Below are 18,612 nucleotides of genomic sequence, written 5' to 3'. Positions count from 1 at the left end.
GAATGCAAATAGTGACTTTGCTAACGGCTTTCAGAGCGTTCCGGTTCCGGAGTTGTGTTATCACGCACGTTTTTTTTCGTTAAAAGGATGTTAACCTCAACCACCAATTACGAATGAAGATTATTTTAATTGCACTCGAAACTCAACCCCAGACATTCAGGAGCACAAGATGCGTGAAGAATCCCGATCAACCCCTTTACCTGACGACGTCAATGCCGCTATTCGCGAGATGAAACAGCAGTTACGTCAACAGATTGGTGATGTCGATGCCCTTTTCCGCCAGGTTTGCGACAACATCGATGCTGCAATTGCTGAAGCAAAAGCGGAGGAAAAGCGCACGGGCAGCGCCTGGCCAGTAGTGCCCATGCAGGACATTGCGGCAGGAGAGGTTTCGGATGAAACCCGGGCGCTGATTAAACGACGCGGCTGTGTGGTAATTAAGCAGCACTTCGCGCGTGAACAGGCGCTGGCATGGGATAAGTCGATGCTCGACTATCTGGATCACAACCAGTTTGACGAACACTATCGCGGCCCCGGAGATGACTTTTTTGGATCGCTGGCCGCCTCCCGCCCCGAAATCTATCCTATTTACTGGTCACAGGCGCAAATGCAGGCGCGGCAGAGCGCAGCAATGGCTGACGCGCAATCTTTTCTGAACCGGTTATGGACGTCTGAATCGCAGGGCAGGCAGTGGTTTGACCCGGATGTGAGCGTTATCTATCCCGATCGCATCCGTCGCCGCTTGCCGGGCACCACGTCGAAGGGATTGGGTGCCCATACCGATTCCGGCGCGCTGGAACGCTGGTTACTCCCCGCGTATCAGCAGGTTTTCAGTAAACTGTTTCACGGTGATTTTGCCGCTTACGACCCCTGGGATGCGGCTCATCGCACCGACGTGGATGAGTATGATCTGCCGGGTACCACCAAATGCTCCGTGTTCCGCACCTTTCAGGGCTGGACCGCACTCTCTGACATGATCCCCGGTCAGGGCCTGCTGCACGTGGTGCCGGTGCCGCAGGCGATGGCCTATGTTCTGCTGCGCCCGCTGCTTTCAGATGTGCCTGAAGATGAACTGTGCGGCGTCGCGCCGGGCCGGGTGTTGCCCGTTAATGAACAGTGGCATCCGCACCTGATTGCCGGACTCTGTTCGATACCGGCTTTAGAGGCGGGCGATTCGGTATGGTGGCATTGTGATGTCATCCACGCCGTTGCACCGGTTGAAGATCAGCAGGGCTGGGGCAATGTGATGTATATCCCCGCTGCGCCAATGTGTGACAAAAACCGCGCCTATGCCCGGCGGGTTGCACAGGCGCTGGAGCAGGGACGTTCGCCGGGAGATTTTCCGCCGGAAGATTATGAAACAGAGTGGGACCAGCGTTTTACGCTGCAGGATCTCAATCTTAACGGACGCCGGTCGCTGGATTTGTCCTGACCCGAATCCCGCGTTGTACACCGGCGCGGGATATCCCTGTTACACTGTAGCTCCTTTTTTTCTGCGAAACGCAATTATGAACCCGCGACATCATCAGATTATTCAACTGGTTAATAGCCGGGGCAGCGTAACGGTCAGTGAGCTGGCGCAGCTTACCGGGGTTTCTGAAGTGACGGTGCGTCAGGATCTCACGCTGCTGGAACGCGACCGACTGCTGCGACGGGTTCACGGCTCCGCGCTGGCGCTGGACAGCGATAACGTCGGCACCCGCATGAATACCCGCTATCCCATCAAGCAGGCGCTGGCACGACATGCGGCCAGCCTGGTTCAGGCGGGTGAATCGGTGTTCATCGAAGGCGGCAGTACCAATGCGCTGCTGGCGCGTGCGCTGGCTGACCGCGCCGATCTTACGCTGATTACCGTCAGTCACTATATTGCCCAGCTTCTTCGGGAAGCCGCCTGTGAGGTGATTGTGCTCGGTGGCCTGCTGCAGAAAAGCAGTGAGTCGGTAGTCGGCCCGCTGACGCGGTATTCCATCCAGCAGGTTCATTTTCATCGGGCATTTGTTGGCGTGGATGGCTGGCATCCGGAGACCGGTTTTACCGGCCGCAACATGCTGCGCTGTGATGTGGTGGATGCCGTGCTGGCGAAAGGCGCTGAGAGCTATGCCCTGACCGACGCCTCCAAGTTTGGTCAGATTCACCCCTATCCGCTTTCATCCGGTTATCAGCTCGGGCATGTGATTACCGATGAGACACTGGATGCGGTGACGGTCGCGCAGCTCAGGGAACAGGCGATAGAGGTGATGCAGATCGCCGCAGATTAAGCAGAACGGCCGGGGCCTTTCGTAACGGAGTCCCGCAGCATCAGGCTGGCCATGAAAGGTGCCTGAGTATGCCAGTCTCCGCCATCCAGCATGGTCAGCAGGCGGTTAATCGTCTCATCGATCATCTCGGTGACCGGCAGTTTCATGCTGGATAACGACGGCGAGATATAGGGCGCCAGCGGAATATCATCGAAGCCAATCACCGAAACCTGCCCGGGCACTGCGATGTTGCATTCAGTCAGACGCTTGATGGCGCCAATCGCCATCTCATCATTACTCGCCACCAGCGCGCTGAATGTCACCCTGCGTTCCATCAGCGTGTCCACGGCCGCCATACCGCTCTGCGCCGTCCATTTACCGGTCACGATTCGCCGGGAGTCGGCTTCAATGCCCTGTGCGGCGAGTGCAGCGTGATAGCCGGAAAGCCGCTCGACGCCGGTCGGCGAATCGAGCGAACCGGTGATAAACGCGATTTCGCGATGCCCCTGATTCAGCAGATGGCTCACCGCTGTGGCGCTGCTGGCGTGCTGATCGCTGTAAATACAGTAGCTGTGGTTGATGCGCAGCCGCCGGTTGATCACCAGTATCGGCTGTTTATGCCGCGAGATAATCGCATCCAGCGCGTCAATGCTCAGGAAGCGCGGATAGATAATGATGCCATCGCAACGCAGATCGAGCAGAAACTGTATTGCCGCCTCTTCCTGCTCAGCGGTGTGTTTGCCGTCTGCCAGAATCAGCTGGCGGCCCTGCTGCTCCATCATGCGAGCGGAATGCGCCATTAATTCAGTGAAGTAACTGCCGCTGTAGAGCGTATTGGTGATCACCAGTCCAATGGTCTGAGACGTTTTCGTGGCCAGGTTGCGCGCCAGCAGATTGGGCCGGTATCCGGTTTCGGCAATCGCCTTCAGTACTTTTTCACGCTTTTCCTGTCCGACATAGCCATTGCCCGAGAGCACACGTGACACTGTCGCTTTTGAGACGCCCGCCCTGTTTGCCACTTCCTGAATCGTTGCCATGGTGATGCTCCTTTGCTGCGTCGTCATGCAGTCTACCTAAGCCTCTCAATGTTGGAAATATTTACCCCGCCTTTCAACGAAGTTACCAGCCAGCATCAGGTGATGGAGTTCACAAAAAAGAAATCTGGTTGATTCTGTCGCTTGTCGGCGCTGAGAAAGCACTTCATGATTTTGTGAAACCGGTTTCCTATTTGCCTGCCCGCAGGCGCTAAAACATAAAAACCTTGACCGATTTACCCTACAGAGAAGAGCGATCATGCCCAGAAATTATGCCGAGGTGTCACGCGCCATCGTCGATGCGCTAGGCGGCCTCACCAATATCGAAGCCGTAACCCACTGCATGACCCGCCTGCGGTTTGTGGTGAAAGATGAAACCCGGGTCGACTATCCCCGGCTCAAGGCGATCAATGGCGTAATGGGCGTGGTGCACAACGACACCCAGTGTCAGGTGATCATTGGTAACAACGTTTCACAGGCTTATCAGGCGGTGCTGGAGCTGGGCTCGCCCGCAGCGACATCGGCTGTGCCCGTTAAACGTAAAATCACGCTGCGCGGCATCGGCGCCGGTATTCTTGATGCGCTGGTGGGCACCATGTCGCCGCTGATTCCGGCCATTATCGGCGGGTCGATGGTTAAGCTGCTGGCGATGATCCTGGATATGGCGGGCGTGTTTGAGAAAGGCTCATCAACGCTGGTCATCCTCAACGTGATTGGCGATGGCGCATTCTTCTTCCTGCCGGTGATGGTGGCCGCCTCTGCGGCGCTGAAATTCAAAACGAACATGTCGCTGGCGATCGCCATTGCCGGTGTACTGGTTCATCCCAATTTTGTTGAGCTGATGGCGAAAGCGGCACAGGGCCAGGCGGTCGAGTTCGCTTACATCCCGGTGACCGCAGTGAAATATACCTATACGGTCATCCCGGCGCTGGTGATGACCTGGATCCTGTCGCACATTGAGCGCGGCGTGGATCGTATTACGCCTGCCGTCACTAAAAACTTCCTGAAACCGATGCTGATTGTGCTGATTGCGGCACCCATCGCGATTGTGCTGATTGGTCCGATTGGCATCTGGATCGGCAGCGGCATCTCCGCGCTGGTCTACACGGTGCATGGCTATCTTGGCTGGCTTTCCGTTGCGATTATGGGCGCAATCTGGCCGCTGCTGGTGATGACCGGAATGCATCGGGTGTTCACCCCCACTATCATCCAGACCATTGCCGAAACCGGCAAAGAGGGCATGGTGATGCCGTCAGAGATTGGTGCCAACCTCTCGCTGGGAGGATCGTCGCTGGCGGTGGCGTTCCGGACCAAAAACCGTGAACTGCGCCAGACCGCGCTGGCAGCGGCGGCATCAGCGATTATTGCCGGCATTTCAGAACCGGCGCTGTATGGCGTTGCGGTCCGCTTAAAACGACCGCTGATCGCCTGTCTGATCAGCGGTTTTATCTGTGGCGCGGTCGCGGGCATTGGCGGGCTGGCCAGCCACTCCATGGCCTCTCCCGGCCTGTTTACCAGCGTACAGTTCTTCGATCCCACCAATCCCATGAGTATTGTCTGGGTCGGTGCGGTCATGGTGTTGTCTGTGGTGCTGTCATTTGTGCTGACGCTGCTGTTAGGTTTTGAAGATATTCCTGAAACCGAACCCAAAACAAACACCGCACCTGAAAGCACAACGCAACCTGCGCCCGTTACCGAACGCGCTAACGCGATTAATAGCCACTAAAGGAAAGGGTCTCGCTGACCCGGAAAAGAGGATTGCATGTCTGATTCAAGGTTTCCGCAAGGATTTTTATGGGGCGGCGCACTGGCCGCCAACCAGAGTGAAGGCGGCTTTCGTGAGGGCGGAAAGGGCTTAACCACCGTTGACATGATTCCACATGGCCCGCACCGTTTACCGGTCAAACTCGGTCTGGAAAAGCGGTTTACCCTGCGTGACGATGAATTCTATCCCAGCCATGAAGCCATCGATTTCTATCACCGCTATCCGGAGGACATTGCCCTGATGGCGGAGATGGGATTCAGCGTGTTCCGCACGTCGATTGCCTGGAGCCGTCTCTACCCCAACGGCGATGAACTGGCGCCCAATCCGGAAGGCATCGCCTTTTACCGTGCGGTCTTTGAGGAGTGCCGGAAATATAATATCGAACCGCTGGTCACGCTCTGTCACTTTGATGTGCCGATGCATCTGGTGACTGAATATGGCTCGTGGCGCAATCGCAAAATGGTCGACTTTTTTGCCCGCTATGCCCGCAGTTGCTTCGAGGCATTTGATGGTCTGGTGAAATACTGGCTGACCTTTAATGAGATTAATATCCTGCTGCACAGCCCGTTTTCCGGCGCCGGTCTGGTGTTCGAACCCGGAGAGAACAAGGATCAGGTGAAATATCAGGCGGCCCATCATGAACTGGTCGCCAGTGCGCTGGTGACGCGCATTGCGCATGAAGTGAATCCGGTAAACCAGGTCGGCTGCATGCTGGCAGGCGGCAACTTCTATCCCTGGTCGAGCAAGCCGGAAGATGTCTGGGCAGCACTGGAAAAGGATCGCGAAAACCTGTTCTTTATTGATGTGCAGGCGCGCGGAGCCTATCCGGCCTACGCCGCCCGCGTATTCCGTGAAAAAGGGGTGACGCTTGAGATCGCTGACGGTGATGCCGACATCCTGAAAAACAGTGTCGATTTTGTCTCGTTCAGTTACTACGCCTCGCGTTGCGCCTCGGCAGAGATGAACGAGCAGAACAGCAGCGCCGCCAATGTGGTGAAATCGCTGACTAATCCCCATGTACCGCGCAGTGAGTGGGGCTGGGGCATTGATCCGATCGGCTTACGCATCACCATGAATATGATGTATGACCGCTATCAGAAGCCGCTGTTTCTGGTGGAGAATGGCCTTGGCGCGCGCGATGAGATCGAATCAAATGGCGAGATCAACGATGAGTACCGCATCAGCTATCTGCGCGAACATATCCGCGCCATGGGCGACGCAATTGAGGATGGCGTGCCAGTGATGGGTTATACCAGCTGGGGCTGTATCGATCTGGTTGCCGCCTCAACGGGCGAAATGAGCAAGCGCTACGGATTTGTCTATGTTGACCGCGACGACCTGGGTAACGGTACGCTGGCTCGCACGCGGAAGAAATCGTTCTGGTGGTACAAAAAAGTCATTGCCAGTAATGGCGCAGATCTCGAGTGACAACGTCACTTAAAATCTATCGTCATGCTGTTACTGGCGCGACAACAACGCCGGAACAGCACGCTTATTTGTACCGTTGTACTCCGGCAGTAATTATCGTATAACCAATGTCTCCGAGGGGTGTCCTGTAATGGGCTGAGATGGCGCAAGCCGAACCCTTTGAACCTGATCTGGGTCATGCCAGCGAAGGGACGGGTCGGCAGATTTTCTGCGTCATCTCCTGCAATATTCCCTGTTCCAGACCGTATGCCCGGATCTCCCTGTTACTGGAGATCCTATGTCACATCCGCTTTTCGACACCGGCTTTTATGGTCGTCTGCGCCAGCAGGCGGGCAGCCAATGGCACGCCTATATCGGGCACGAGTTTGTGCGGCAACTCGGTCAGGGCACCCTGCCACCCGCCGCCTTTCGCCACTATCTCACTCAGGATTATCTCTTTCTGCTGCACTTCGCCCGTGCCTGGGGCCTGCTGATCAGCAAACTCTCTGAGCCAGACGCATTACGCAGCGCGACGGCATCGCTTAACGCCATCGTCAGCGAACTGCCGCTTCACCTGGCGTACTGCCAGCAATGGGGCATCAGTGAGGCGGCAATGGCGAGCGAACCCGAAGCCGTGGAAACGCTCAACTACACCCGCTACGTGCTGGACGTGGGTCACACCGGCGATGCGCTGGAGCTGCTGACCGCGCTGATGCCGTGCGTTGCAGGTTATGCTGAAATTGGCCTGACACTACTGCATGACCCCGCGACCCGCTTTGAGGGGAATCCGTACGCGGCATGGATAGAAAATTACGGCGACGAAGCGTATCTGGCTGGTGTTCGCTCCTCACTTTCACTGTTTGAAACCCTGGCCCAACAGCGCGCCGGTGAACACCGTTTTAACCCGCTGGCGGAGATTTTTACCACTGCAACCCGGCTGGAAGCGGCTTTCTGGCAGATGGGCCTCAACCATGCTGCCGCCCAGCGGATCAGCTCATGAACCTGCCGTGCCATCCGGTGCCGCCAGGCATTTCACTTCGCCAGCTCAGCCTGAACTTTGGCCAGCAGCCACTCTTCAGCCAGCTTGATCTGGAGATCGCGGGCGGTGCTTTTACCGCTTTACTGGGTGCCAGCGGCGTCGGAAAAAGCAGCCTGATGCGGGTCATTGCCGGTCTGACGCCACCCACCGCCGGGCAGGTCAGCGGCAGCGACGGCCTGCCGCTGACCGGACGCATCGCCTGGATGGGGCAACAGGATCTGCTCTATCCGTGGCTGACGGTTGAACAAAATGTCTGCCTCGCCAGTCGTCTGAAAGGTGAAAGGGCCGATCGCGACTGGGCGCAGCATCTGCTGATGCGGGTAGGTCTGAGCCACTCGGCGAATGCGCGACCCGCGACACTTTCCGGCGGGATGCGTCAGCGCGCCGCGCTGGCCCGCACCCTCTACACCCGTCAGCCCGTTGTACTGATGGATGAGCCCTTCTCCGCTCTGGATGCTCTCTCCCGCGCTCAGATTCAGACGCTGGCCGCAGAAGTGCTGGTCGGATACACCGTGCTGCTGATTACCCATGACGCCGCAGAAGCCTGTCGGCTCAGTCACCACGTGCTGATGATTGGTTCTGCGGGAATTGAAACCTGCCCGCCTCTGCCAGGCCTGCCACCGCGGGCAGCAGATGACTTCAATGTCATTCACAGTCAGGCCGCCCTGCTGAAACAGCTGAGCAGGATAGCGGGATGAGATTACACAAAGGTTTTGTCAGTTTTCACCGTGGCCTGATCCTGTTTGCCGGACTGATTGCGCTGTGGTGGCTCGCCACACTGACTTCGGTTCCGGCCTTTCTGCTGCCCTCACCCGCTGCGGTCGCCATCTCACTGTGGCAAAACGCAGGTTATCTCGGCCATCACACTTTGATTACCCTGACCGAGATCGTCAGCGGCATGGCTCTCGGCGTGCTGCTGGGTTCTGTGCTGGCGCTGGGCATGACTTTTTCGCCGTGGCTGCAGCGCTGGATGATGCCGCTGGTGATCACCAGCCAGGCGATTCCGGTTTTTGCTCTGGCGCCGCTGCTGGTGCTCTGGTTTGGTTTCGGCATGGGCGCCAAAGTCGTGATGGCCGTCCTGGTGATCTTCTTCCCGGTGACCTCCGCCTTTTTTGATGGACTGCGTCGCGTCCCTCCCGGCTATCTCGATCTGGCTCACACGCTGGGCGCATCACGTGCAGCGCAACTTCGCCATGTCCGGCTGTTAGCCGCGCTGCCCGCCCTGGGCTCAGGATTGCGGATGGCGGCAGCCGTCGCGCCGATAGGCGCAATCATCGGTGAATGGGTCGGCTCGGCCGAGGGACTGGGCTACGTGATGCTGAATGCCAATGCCCGGATGCAGAGCGACCTCTGTTTCGCCGCCTTGTTTATTCTGGTGCTGATGACGCTGGCCCTGTGGCTGACCCTCGACATCCTGCTGCGCCGCCTGATTACCTGGGCACCTGAGACACATTAATGACCAAACCAATGAGAAAACCCATGACAAAAATGCCTCTGCTTACCCTGCTGTTCAGCGCCACCTTAGCCACACAGGCTCAGGCGATGGAGAAACTGACACTGGTGCTCGACTGGTATATCAATCCCGATCATGCGCCAATTATGGTGGCCCAGCAGACCGGCGCCTTTGCGGCAGAAGGGCTGGAGGTTAACATTGTGCCGCCTTCCGATCCGGCGCTGCCGCCGCGTCTGGTGGCAGCAAAGCAGGCGGACTTAGCGATTACCTATCAGCCGCAGCTGCATTTCTTCGCCGATCAGGGATTGCCGTTAATGCGGGTGGGTACGTTGATTAACAGTCCGCTGAATACGCTGATGACGTTAGACGAAACGGTAAAAAAACCCGCCGATTTAAAAGGGAAACGCATCGGCTATTCCGTCAGCGGCATTGAACAGGCAACGCTGGCGACCATGCTGAACCATGATGGCGTTAAGGCCGATCAGGTTAAGCTGGTTAATGTCAATTTTCAGCTCACCAGCGCCCTGATGACCGGGCAGGTGGATGCCGTGATCGGCGGCTATCGCAATATCGAAGCGCTGGAGATGAAACAGCAGGGTAAAAACCCGGTAGTCTTCAACGTCGAGGATTATGGTGTTCCGGCTTATGATGAACTGATCATCGTCGCCAACCGTGATGAGGCACACTCGGAGAAAATCCAAAAGTTTTTGCGGGCACTGAAGAAGGGTAATGCGCAGTTGCAGGCGCACCCGGAGGAGAGCTGGCAGGCCTTTGCCCGCGCGCATCCGGAGCTGAACACACCGCTGAATCATCAGGCATGGCGAGCCACCCTGCCGCTGTTTGCCGCCGATCCGGCAAAACTGGATCGCGCACGCTATCAGGCTTACGAGCAATTTCTGTTTGATAACAAGCTGATTAAAAGCATCACGCCGGTTGAGCGCTACGCCACCGGCAGTGAGTAATATGAGAGCCCGCAACGATCGCTGCGGGCCACTTGTCTAGTGTGACTTCTGATAAAGCCAGTGTTCAATATCGCTGGCTGGCAGCGGTTTTGAAAAGAAGTAGCCCTGGATTTGATCGCAACCGTAAGTTTTCAGCAACGTCAGTGTGGCTTCCGTCTCAACGCCTTCGGCCAGCACGGTGTAGTTCAGCTCTTTCAGCATCTGAATAATGCATCTGACGATGATTTTTGATGCATCATCTTCACCCATACGCGAGATCAGGGATCGGTCGATCTTGATCACATCCAGCGGGATATCCTGCAGATAGCTGATGTTGCTGTAGCCGGTGCCGAAATCATCCAGCGAGATCACAAAGCCGTGTGATTTCAGCGCTTCCAGCCCGCTGATCGCCACATTGGTTTTGGTGATCAGTTCATTTTCAAGACACTCAATGCCCAGAATAGAGTTGGGTAACTGAGCCGCCGCTAATTTCGCCACCAGCCGATCGGCAAAATCGGGCTGTGCAAAGTCGCGCTCGCTGACGTTTATCGAAACCGGAATCAGATCGTACTCGCGATCCCAGCGCGTAAGCTGCTCAACGGTATGATCGATAACCCAGTTGGTCAGATCGGAAATCAGGTTGGTTTTACCCGCTAACGGAATGAATTCTGAAGGGAAAAGCTCGCCCCGCTCAGGATGATTCCAGCGGATCAACGCCTCCAGCCCGACCGTTTTACCGGTTTTGAGACACACTTTAGGCTGCCAGGCCAAGTAAAGCTCTTCGTCTTTATTGAGCGCCTGAGCCAGATCGTTCATGATCATGAAGTCATCGGTGCGCCGCGAGTCGTAACTCTCTTCAAAACACATCGCACTGATATTCTCATCAATCGCCTCATGCAGCGCGCTCACCGCCTGACGAACCGTTTCATTGGCATTCATCTGGCCCGGTACAAACTCTGTTTCACCGGTAAAGACATCCAGGTCGAGCGTGATATTTTCCGCCAGATCGGCCTTCATGCCCTTAAACAGGTCGATCATGTTATGTGCGGTATAACGACCCAGGTAGGGCTGGACAATGGCAAAACGCCCTGGGGCGAACGTATAGAGCGTCTCATTTTCCGGGAGATTAAGCCGGTGTACCACATCCTGCGCCATCTGCCTTAAGAGTTTCTCCATCGGTGCAATGCCCACCGCACGGGAAAGCTCATAGGCACGAATGATATCGAGGCAGTCGATAAGAATCAGGCGAAAGCGGCTCTGTGGTGCAACCAGGGTCAGCTGCTGAATATCACGAATCAGGCGAGGGCGATTCGGCAGGTGCGTAATGACGTCGGCAAAACCTGCGTTGTTCCAGACATCCAGAAAAGAGGTCACCAGCGTAGCCAGTGAGCGCAGCGTAGCGAGTTTCTCATCCGTAAAGGGATGTGGCTGCGTGTCGGTCACGCAGAGCGTGCCCAGCGTCGCGCCGTCGAGATTCTGCAGCGAGACACCGGCGTAGAAACGAATATGCGGATCGCCTTTAACAAACGGGTGCGTGACAAAGCGCTCATCCAGTAAGGTGTCATACACCACCAGATGACCCTCACCATCGATGACGTGGCGGCAGAGAGACTCATCTCGGGTCGATTGCTTAAGATCGAAGTTCCGTGACGCTTTAATATATTGATTACGATCGTCAATAATCGAAATGAAGCTGCCAGAAATACCCAGAACCTGGCTGGCAAGATTAACGAATCTTTCCAGCACTTTATCCCGGGCTTCATCCGGTGATAAAAGCGCCTTAATGGTACTCAGACGTTTTATGTCGCTGCCATTTTGCTCGTTATGCACTGAAACCTCTCCTATGCAGGCGCAAAAATCGAAAATAATTTAGCTCAGGAATGCTCAATTAGCGCCCAATTATCAGATAAATAGCGGCTCAATCTGACAGTACTTTCACAGTGAAACAGTGTCGCATGATATCTGATCGCTGTCGAAATCATTTAACGCTCTTCTTTTATATGCGCAACCTGCGGCGACTCCGTCCTGAAGCCCAGACCGATCAGGCGTCCCAGTACAAAACGCAGAAACGGCAGGCGCTGGATAATCGCGGGAACCTTGCTGCTTCCCGTAGGTTTTCTTTTTGCTTTGCTGCGGCTCATTTTGATCTGCAAAAACTGCGTGGCGACGGTAGGGAACTGACGGCGCTTCTGCACTTTTTCCAGATCGCGCAGCTGCAGTTCTCCCCGCTTCAGGGGATCGGTCAACAGATTCGCCGTCGCCACCGCATCCTGAATCGCCAGATTTACGCCAACTCCGCCAATTGGCGACATGGCATGCGCCGCATCACCAATGCAGAGCACACCAGGTTTCGCCCACTTATCCAGTCGGTCAATCCGTATCGACAGCAGCTTAAAGGCTTCCCAGCCCTCGATTTCCGCCATGCGCGTCGCTTCAAAGGGCGACAGGGCCGCCACTTCGGCTTTAAACGCGTCAAGTCCGGCGGCCTGTTTCGCTTCAAACTCCCCTTTCGGAATGGTCAGTCCGCACTGCCAGTAGTCGCCGCGATCGATAACAATAAAGTTCTGGCGTGGTCCTTTATGGCCCATGCCCAGATCGGGATCCTGCGGCTGTTTACTTAAGCGGAACCAGATGACGTCGCGTGCTGCGCCGAATTCCTGTCCGGTCAGTCCTGCCGCTTCGCGTACGCGTGAATGGCGGCCATCTGCACCGACCACCAGTTTACAGCGGATGTGCAGTTGCTGATTCCCGCGGGAAGCGATCACACCACTGACCTTGCCATTTTCAACATTCAGCGACTCAAAAGAGGTCGATTGCAGCAGGCTGAAGCCCGAATAACGGGCGCTCTGTTCAGCCATATAGTTCAGGAAATCCCACTGCGGCATAAAGGCGATAAAACGGCACTGAACCGGCAGGCGTGAAAAATCGGCCATCGTAATACTCTGTCCGCCGATTTCCGCCTCCAGCTTTTCGGCACGCTGATGCGGCAGCGTCAGGAAAGATTCCAGCAGATCGAGCTGATGCATAATTTCCAGCGTTGAAGGATGGATGGTGTCACCGCGAAAATCGTGGAGAAAATCGGCGTGCTTTTCGATCACCACCACGCGCAGGCCTGCGCGGGCGAACAGATAACCCAGCATAAGTCCGGCCGGGCCACCGCCGACGATACAACAGTCAGCGGTGAGAATTTCAGTGGAATGTGGCTGCATGTCAGCTCCCTGTCACGCCAGTATTGCTATGATTATTGCGTCGACCGTGGCGATGTTGCCGCAGTCGGTCGGGAATATTGTGCTCAGGCTAATCACTCAATGCGATTAATATCAAATGAAAACTGCCGAAGACCCGATTTTGTCCTCAGCAGTCAGGAGACCATCATGAACGCGATCCGCAACACGCTGTTTATTCTGCCGCTGTTAAGCCCGCTGATTGTGGCAGCCGCACCCTACGACACGCTAAAGTTTGCGCTGCGTCAGCAGCAGATAACTGACGATCTGCGCCAGAAGTGCCAGTTATCGCCAGCCCTCTCCGATGAAAAACTGCGTCAGAATTTTCTTAACGATAAGCAGAACCAGAAGCAGAATCAGGTCACGCTGACCGCGGCGGCTCAGGCGCTGAAAAACCAAGATGATCCAGCCTACCGCGAACGCATGGCGCAAGTGGTTTGTCCACCACAGACAAATTAACCCTTTACCCCGATGAAATTGATCCTGACGTTTGTTTTCACCTTATCACTCAGTAAACTGGGGCGCTGGTCTGATTGAACAAGAATGCCTCTCAATGAATGAAGAATCACCGCAGCCGGTTTATGTTCCCCGCTCCATCGCGGCGCGCAGCCGGATGTTTCGCGCCCTGCTCTATCGTGATAAAACACCGCTGGCGATGCTGTTCTGTGCCGCGCTGGTCGGTACGCTGGTTGGCCTGGCAGGTGTGGCCTTTGCCCGGGCCGTTGAAGCAATACAGCAGTGGCGCACTGACACGCTGACGCCAGCGCAGTTTCAGGGCTGGATGCTCTACGCCGTTGCTTTTGCCATCTCGGCTCTGCTGGCGATGGTGGGCTATTTTCTCGTCAGGCGCTTTGCTCCCGAAGCGGGTGGCTCCGGTATCCCTGAAATTGAAGGGGCGCTGGAAGAGCTGAGGCCTGTGCGCTGGTGGCGGGTGATTCCGGTGAAGTTCTTTGGCGGCATGGGCACGCTGGGTGCCGGTATGGTGCTGGGCCGGGAAGGCCCGACAGTGCAGCTGGGCGGGAACATTGGCCGCATGGTCATTGATATTCTGGGGATGCGCAGCAATGAGGCACGTCATACGCTGCTGGCAACCGGCGCGGCGGCCGGTCTGGCGGCGGCGTTTAATGCGCCGCTGGCAGGCATCCTGTTTATCATCGAGGAGATGCGTCCGCAATTCCGCTATAACCTGATTTCAATTAAAGCCGTGTTTACCGGTGTGATTATGGCCAGCATCGTGTTTCGCTGTTTCAACGGCGAACAGGCGGTGATCTCCGTCGGCAAGCTGGCTGATGCGCCCGTGCAGACGCTGTGGCTCTATCTGGTGCTCGGTATGATAATCGGTATGGTCGGCGTCCTGTTTAACCGCCTGATATTTATCACGCAGGATCTTTTTGCCCGCTTTTATGCCGGTAAAACGGCACGCGTGGTGCTGGCCGGTGCATTGCTGGGCGGCGGATGCGGTATTCTGGCTCTGCTGTTTGCACCTGGCGCAGGCGGCGGTTCAGAACTGATTCCACAGGCGGTCCATGGCGTCTTTCCGTTCACCCTGCTGCTGATCATCTTTCTGGTCAGGCTGGTGACGACTCTGCTCTGTTTTGGCTCAGGTGCGCCGGGCGGTATTTTTGCGCCGATGCTGGCGCTGGGTACGCTGCTCGGAACAGCCTTTGGCGTGGCAATGACGGACCTGTTCCCGTTTTATCATCTGGAAGCGGGCACTTTTGCTATCGCGGGGATGGGAGCACTGTTTGCGGCGTCGGTAAGAGCACCGCTGACCGGTATCGTGCTGGTGCTGGAGATGACCGATAACTATCAGCTGATATTGCCGATGATTATTACCTGTCTGGGCGCTACGCTGCTGGCGCAGTTTCTGGGGGGGAAACCACTCTACTCCTCAATCCTGGCCCGCACGCTGGCGCGTCAGGCAGAAGCTACCCGCCCTTAGGGGCGGCTAGCCGGCTCAGTTACTTACCATCAAAATAGTCAGCAGGCATCTGTCCAGGTGCCTGATTAATGACTTCATCGTTATCAGGTCCTTCATTCTTCATATAGGTCACTTTAGCAAACTCTGGAATGATCACATACGGATAGGCCGGGCCTTCATCGCGGAAGCGATGCATATCTTCAATGAAGTCATTCTGATAACAGATAGTTTTTTCCGGATGCTGACCTTCACCGGCAATCCACTGCGGGAAGAAAATTGTGCCGTGAACCAGGGTGCGATTCAGATCAAACAGCAGGCTGACGCAGGTGCCGGTGGGTTCATGCCAGTCTACTTTGTAAATGCCCGGGGCGAACTGAATCGCGTGCATTTTCTGGTTGGTCACCCAGCGGCCACCTACCAGTCCCTGATGAATGCGGTAGTCACAGGTGGTTTCGTTGCGAGCATACCACTCATATTTCCAGCCATTATCATAGGTATAGACAAAATGCGTACCGACGAACTGAGAAAGATCGCTGGAAATATTCTCTGGAGATTCTGCAGACATGTAAACCTCTGTTGAAATAGCGCGTGTGATATGCGCGGATGAATTTTATAACGAGTGACAGCGCAAAGAATCATTGAATATTGACTATGACGCAGATTGATTTTTTTACCATCTTAAAACGGAAATGCTTTGTGACAGGTAATATAAACCCTTAAAAAATCAGTTTCATCATTATTCTGATAACGGGCTTCAGAAAAGCCATAAATTAATATATAAGTCGCTGTATACCGGAGAATGCAGGAATCTGAAAGGGGATGCTTACCTATGATTAAATACTCTACAGAGCAGATTGTCCGTTATCTTAACACCCTCCATTATCCTTATAGATCAGTAGCATAAAGGGTAATTTCTTGTGCCTTTCAGCGATTCAACTCCTGGTGACGCCTTCTTTATTCTCTGTAAAATGAAGAAGTGCAGAATAATGGCCTGATGGTTTATTTAAATTGATTTATTTCAATAAGTTAATATCTACAAGCGAAGGTTGATTTTAAAATAACTTCAAACGAGAATGCATTTTTCTTGCTGGCATAGTGGGATATGATTTGACCTCAGTGCGCACGATTCATGCTCAGTAATTCATCAGGTGCCAGAATGTCTGTTAGCCCGACACCAATGAAGCTCTTAATCATCAGAAAAATAAAGTTACACGTCGTCAATGCAGAAAAAGCGTCTCAGACCCTGACAGGCCAAACCTTTTATTATTATCAATTCTGTCAGGCATAAAACAGCGCATACAATCGCTGATATTACACGCAAAAGGAGGTGACGCTATCTGAGTCTGACGTTATCGTTAAACCCTGCCGGAACAGACAACCGACGCGCCGATAACGCGCCGGCCGGAAATTGTCATCCTCTTCACCAGTCAGAATTTAGCCGACCTGGCCGCAGCGACCAGTCCATCCAGCCACTCCTGATGCCCATTAATCATCGGATTAGGTTTGGTGAGCGCCAGTTCTTTCGCCGGATTTCCATTTTGCGTCTCCTGCGTCAGGATGCGCAGCCGGTTTCCTGGCAGCGTTTCTATCAACCAGGCATGAAGGACATCGAGTCGATCGGCAGCCCCTGCTTCACCTGACCAGCCGTGCCAGGCGAGACGTGCCGCTTCGCCATTGACTGGCGGAACACATTCCGTCACCTTTGCCTCAACCCGGAAGCCAAAAGTCTCAAAGCAGAAACGTACGTCCTGCTCCAGTGCTGGCCCCTTATTGTCATAGAACTGTGCGTTAGCTGAATTGGCGTAATATTCAGGCCAGCGAGCGGGTGACGCCAGCAACGGCCAGACGGCTTCTGAGGTCAGGTCGGAAACTATCACCTCGTTTGAGCAGAAGTTGTCAGTCATACCCGGGGTAAACCCTTCTGGCCAGTAAATCGCGTTCATTTTCATTCTATGTTTTCCTGCTTTATAACGGTTGCACCGGTAATCAGTGCCACGGGAAACGCAGTATCTGATCCCTCATCATATAACGCCAATCGCTATAATTTATCTGTGATATTATTTGAATTAATATCAAAACTTAACCGCGTGCCGCAGGGGAAAGATGAACAATTATCTGCATAATGTTGACCTGAATTTATTAAAAACGCTGGATGTGTTGTTGGATGAACGCAGCGTGACGCGAGCGGCTGAACGTCTTTGCCTGACGCAGCCTGCTGTAAGCGGCATGTTGACGCGGCTGCGTGAAAGTTTTGATGATCCGCTGTTTATCCGGGCTCAACGCGGCATCGTGCCGACGCTGCGGGCGCTGGAACTGGCCGGGCCGGTTAAGGCGATTCTGGCAGAGGTGGGCGAATTGCTTCAGCCGCAACAGTTTGATCCGGCCCTGTCGCAGATGACATTACACGTTGCTGCAACGGACTATGCGCTTAGTGCTGTGATTGTGCCATTTATCGCGCATTTACGATGTGAAGCGCCAGATATACGTGTCGCGGTGGTACCCGTGAATAGCGAAACTCTGTCAGGGCAATTTGAACATGGGGAGGTTGATGTGGCGTTGCTGACGCCGGAAACCACGCCGCCGACGTTGCATACGCGGCAATTGTTCGACGAAGAGTATGTTTGTCTGCTGAGTGAAAATCACCCTCTGGCAGACAGCCCGACACTGTCGCTGGATGATTTCTGTGCGCAGGATCATGCGCTGGTGTCGTGGCCCGGTGGTAATTTTCAGGGCGTGACCGACCAGGCTTTAGCTGCAATTGGCCGAACCCGCCGCGTAGCGCTATCCGTTTGCAGTTTTCTGGTGCTACCGGAAATTTTGCGCGTCACTGATTTGGTAAGCGTGGTACCTAAACGACTGGCACTCGACACAGCGGGTCTGGTTAGGTTGCCGCCACCGCTGGTCATCCCCGGCTTCAGCAAAATCATGGCCTGGCATGACCGAACCCATCATCACAAAGCACATCAGTGGCTGCGTAAGCGATTGGGGTCGGTGGCTGAAACGGCGGTTTGCTGACAGGGATAACGGATTGCTGTCACTGTTTCACGATTTTGCTTAACCCGCAGATAAGAGTACGGGACGTTATATCGCAACCTGCCCGACATCACTCTGTAGCTGCATGACCAGCTATGCGCTGAACCAGCAGGTGCTAAATGTACCGATTAACCCCCGCGCGACGACTCTCAAGCCTGGTTTTTATCCGATCATATAGGTTTAGCAATTGGGTTAACTGCATGTCATTTTACGCCAGGTGTACTGCCCTGTTGGTTGCCGAAAAGGCAAAATCTTCTTTTTATGTCGATAGCTGGTAAACATCGATGCCGGGGATACGGGAAAAGAGTGTCGTACTGAAAAAAATCACAGCAGAAGAAGATAGTGTGCGTGAGCTCTCAGGCAATGATTGCCGAAATGATTTTTGAAATGTTATGCAACAATATTACCGTTATAAAAACAGCTGCCGGAAACCATAAAATAATAAAAGCCCTGACTGAGATAGCCAGGGCTTTTAAGGTACTACAGATTTTACGTTTACCATTAACTAACTTAATTGAAAGGTACTGCTTCGGTACTGCTGTTTATGAACAGATCCTG

At 54.7% G+C, this 18,612-nt stretch carries 16 protein-coding genes and 1 riboswitch; of the genes, 11 read left to right on the top strand and 5 right to left on the bottom strand.

Annotated elements, in window-relative coordinates:
* The first annotated feature begins 169 nt into the window (after positions 1-169).
* Both AC0T7J_RS10795 and AC0T7J_RS10790 read left to right on the top strand, forming a co-directional pair.
* Positions 170-1,432, top strand: coding sequence for a DUF1479 domain-containing protein (locus AC0T7J_RS10795; protein WP_473794057.1), 1,263 nt, complete (start codon positions 170-172; stop codon positions 1,430-1,432).
* Between the two features lie 76 nt (positions 1,433-1,508).
* Positions 1,509-2,258 (top strand): DeoR family transcriptional regulator, encoded by a 750-nt coding sequence (locus tag AC0T7J_RS10790; protein WP_473794055.1) that lies wholly within the window; start codon positions 1,509-1,511, stop codon positions 2,256-2,258.
* Here AC0T7J_RS10790 and AC0T7J_RS10785 read toward each other — a convergent pair.
* Entirely contained in the window at positions 2,255-3,274 is a 1,020-nt protein-coding gene (locus AC0T7J_RS10785; protein ID WP_473794054.1) for a LacI family DNA-binding transcriptional regulator, read from the bottom strand. The genes AC0T7J_RS10790 and AC0T7J_RS10785 overlap by 4 nt on opposite strands.
* Positions 3,275-3,530: 256 nt before the next feature.
* Here AC0T7J_RS10785 and ascF point away from each other — a divergent pair, with 256 nt between their 5' ends.
* The 6 genes from ascF to AC0T7J_RS10755 all read left to right on the top strand — a co-directional run bounded on the left by ascF (position 3,531) and on the right by AC0T7J_RS10755 (position 9,897).
* Positions 3,531-4,997, top strand: a complete 1,467-nt coding sequence (gene ascF / locus AC0T7J_RS10780) for a PTS cellobiose/arbutin/salicin transporter subunit IIBC (RefSeq protein ID WP_473794053.1) — start codon at positions 3,531-3,533, stop codon at positions 4,995-4,997.
* 36 nt (positions 4,998-5,033) lie between these two features.
* Complete coding sequence (locus tag AC0T7J_RS10775; protein WP_473794051.1) at positions 5,034-6,464, top strand: 6-phospho-beta-glucosidase; 1,431 nt, start codon at positions 5,034-5,036, stop codon at positions 6,462-6,464.
* Between the two features lie 106 nt (positions 6,465-6,570).
* A riboswitch (TPP riboswitch) is annotated at positions 6,571-6,673 on the top strand.
* A gap of 68 nt (positions 6,674-6,741) precedes the next feature.
* Complete coding sequence (locus AC0T7J_RS10770) at positions 6,742-7,443, top strand: TenA family protein (RefSeq protein WP_473794050.1); 702 nt, start codon at positions 6,742-6,744, stop codon at positions 7,441-7,443.
* Positions 7,440-8,180, top strand: a complete 741-nt coding sequence (locus AC0T7J_RS10765; RefSeq protein WP_473794048.1) for an ABC transporter ATP-binding protein — start codon at positions 7,440-7,442, stop codon at positions 8,178-8,180. The genes AC0T7J_RS10770 and AC0T7J_RS10765 overlap by 4 nt, the downstream gene beginning before the upstream one ends.
* Complete coding sequence (locus AC0T7J_RS10760; protein WP_473794046.1) at positions 8,177-8,938, top strand: ABC transporter permease; 762 nt, start codon at positions 8,177-8,179, stop codon at positions 8,936-8,938. The genes AC0T7J_RS10765 and AC0T7J_RS10760 overlap by 4 nt, the downstream gene beginning before the upstream one ends.
* A 23-nt stretch (positions 8,939-8,961) precedes the next feature.
* On the top strand, positions 8,962-9,897 hold the full coding sequence (locus AC0T7J_RS10755; protein ID WP_473794043.1) for an ABC transporter substrate-binding protein: 936 nt from the start codon (positions 8,962-8,964) through the stop codon (positions 9,895-9,897).
* Positions 9,898-9,933: 36 nt separating this feature from the next.
* Here the strand turns inward: AC0T7J_RS10755 and AC0T7J_RS10750 are convergent, their stop codons facing one another.
* Complete coding sequence (locus AC0T7J_RS10750) at positions 9,934-11,706, bottom strand: sensor domain-containing phosphodiesterase (RefSeq protein WP_473794042.1); 1,773 nt, start codon at positions 11,704-11,706, stop codon at positions 9,934-9,936.
* A 152-nt stretch (positions 11,707-11,858) separates the two neighbouring features.
* Positions 11,859-13,085, bottom strand: coding sequence for an FAD-dependent oxidoreductase (locus AC0T7J_RS10745; RefSeq protein WP_473794039.1), 1,227 nt, complete (start codon positions 13,083-13,085; stop codon positions 11,859-11,861).
* A 165-nt stretch (positions 13,086-13,250) separates the two neighbouring features.
* On the opposite strand from AC0T7J_RS10745, the gene AC0T7J_RS10740 reads away from it, so the two are divergent.
* Together AC0T7J_RS10740 and clcA are read left to right on the top strand one after the other, a co-directional pair.
* On the top strand, positions 13,251-13,559 hold the full coding sequence (locus AC0T7J_RS10740) for a YicS family protein (protein ID WP_031591616.1): 309 nt from the start codon (positions 13,251-13,253) through the stop codon (positions 13,557-13,559).
* 94 nt (positions 13,560-13,653) lie between these two features.
* Positions 13,654-15,042: a H(+)/Cl(-) exchange transporter ClcA gene (gene clcA / locus AC0T7J_RS10735; RefSeq protein ID WP_473794038.1), complete on the top strand. Its 1,389-nt coding sequence runs from the start codon at positions 13,654-13,656 to the stop codon at positions 15,040-15,042.
* Between the two features lie 19 nt (positions 15,043-15,061).
* Here clcA and AC0T7J_RS10730 read toward each other — a convergent pair whose 3' ends face one another.
* Positions 15,062-15,586 carry a phenolic acid decarboxylase gene (locus AC0T7J_RS10730; protein WP_010246964.1) on the bottom strand — a complete coding sequence of 175 codons (525 nt, stop codon included), beginning with the start codon at positions 15,584-15,586 and terminating at the stop codon, positions 15,062-15,064.
* An 862-nt stretch (positions 15,587-16,448) separates the two neighbouring features.
* Positions 16,449-16,964, bottom strand: a complete 516-nt coding sequence (locus AC0T7J_RS10725; RefSeq protein ID WP_473794581.1) for an SRPBCC family protein — start codon at positions 16,962-16,964, stop codon at positions 16,449-16,451.
* Between the two features lie 160 nt (positions 16,965-17,124).
* Here AC0T7J_RS10725 and AC0T7J_RS10720 point away from each other — a divergent pair, with 160 nt between their 5' ends.
* Positions 17,125-18,036 (top strand): LysR family transcriptional regulator, encoded by a 912-nt coding sequence (locus AC0T7J_RS10720; protein WP_473794037.1) that lies wholly within the window; start codon positions 17,125-17,127, stop codon positions 18,034-18,036.
* Positions 18,037-18,612 lie beyond the last annotated feature (576 nt).

This window comes from Pantoea sp. E956-1 (assembly GCF_982223955.1).
The sequence above is the reverse complement of the archived record's forward strand: the minus strand, read 5'-3'. Positions and strand labels throughout refer to the sequence as shown.